A 1,603-nucleotide genomic window follows, 5' to 3' on the forward strand; every position below is an offset into this window, starting at 1 on the left:
ATGCCGCACGCTCGCGCGCAAGCGCCTGCGGGCAAGCCCGGCGGCACGATTCGAGTGGCGCATCTGACGCCATCGGGCCAGGTCGATCCGCTCACCGTCACCGACCCCGCCGGCCTCGCCTTGATCAATCAGACGGGCGAATTTCTCATTGACGATGACGGCCAGGAGCTCAAGCTCCGCCCTTCCCCGCACTGTCGTGGAAGCCGAACGACAAGGGCGATGCGTGGACCTTCAATCTGCGCCCGAACGTCAAGTTCCACGACGGTCAGTCGATGACCGCCAAGGACGTCGCGGCAACCTTCAACCGGCTCGCCGATCCGGCCAGCGGTTCGGCGGCGCTCTCGGTGCTCAAGGGCGTGTTGTCGAAGGGCTCGGTGAAGGTTATCGACGACATGACGGTCGAGTTCCATCTGGACGCGCCGAACGGCAATTTCCCGTATTACGTATCGTCGGACACGTACAACGCCGTGATCCTGCCCGCAGGTTTTTCTGGGACGTACGAGAAATCGTTCATCGGCACCGGCCCGTTCAAGTTCGAAAGCTACACACCGAAGGTCGGCGCTGTGTTCGTGCGCAACCCGGATTACTGGGGCGAAAAAGCATTGCCCGAGCGCGTGGCGTTCACGTTCTATGCGGACCAGCAGGCCCAACTGCTGGCCATGCAAGGCCGTCAGGCCGACGTAATGGGCGACTTCTCCGTGCAGGGCGGGCTCAGCGTGATGTCGAATCCCGAATTCAAGGTGCTGGGCGTGAAGTCGAGCGCGCATCGGCAGATGCACATGCGCAACGATACCGGCCCGTTCAAGGACAAGCGCGTGCGTCAGGCGCTCGCGCTGGCCGTGAATCGGGAAGTGATCGTGAAAGGCCTGTTTCGCGGTCATGCGTCGCTCGGCAACGACAGCCCGTTCTCGCCGGTCTTTCCGTCAAGCGATTTGTCAGTGCCCCAGCGCGTGCTCGATATCGCGAAGGCGAAGCAACTGCTCGCGGCGGCGGGCGTGCCGAACGGTTTCGACGTGACGCTCACCACTGAAAAATACATGGAGATCCCCGATCTCGCGGTCGTCATCCAGAACGCGGCGAAGGCTGTCGGCATCCGGATCACGCTGAAAGTGGAGAGCCAGGAACTGTATTACGGCGCGGGCACGTACGGCAAATCGGACTGGCTCGATTCACCGCTGGGCATCACGGACTACGGGCATCGCGGCGTGCCGAACGTGTTCCTCAACGCGCCGCTGACAAGCGACGGCACCTGGAACTCGGCGCACTTCAAGAACCCGCAATACGACAAGCTGGTGGCGGACTTTGTAGCGGCGCTCGACGTGGCATCGCAGAAAAAGCTTTCCGGGCAGATACAGAACTTGCTACTCGATGAAACGCCGGTCGTGATTCCGTATTTCTACGACCAATTGATCGTCACGCGCGCCAACGTGAAGGGCGTAGGCTTCAACGCGATTTCGCAACTGTATTTCCAGCGCGCGACGATCGGTGCGTAACCTGCCTGAGCTCACGCAAGAGCGCTGGTTCAGGCTCACCAAGAGGACGCCCCGACAATGAACACGGTCACGCCTCCTGCGATTATCAAACGCAGCCCGCGGCGCGACGC

Annotated in this window: 1 pseudogene; it reads left to right on the forward strand. The window is 61.8% G+C overall.

The annotated features are described in order from the left end of the window. Positions 1-1,493, forward strand: a pseudogene (locus WCA53_RS03745) (ABC transporter substrate-binding protein); the annotation flags it as partial. Positions 1,494-1,603 lie beyond the last annotated feature (110 nt).

Origin of the sequence: Caballeronia sp. (assembly GCF_049581465.1) — a bacterium.
Classification (GTDB): domain Bacteria; phylum Pseudomonadota; class Gammaproteobacteria; order Burkholderiales; family Burkholderiaceae; genus Caballeronia.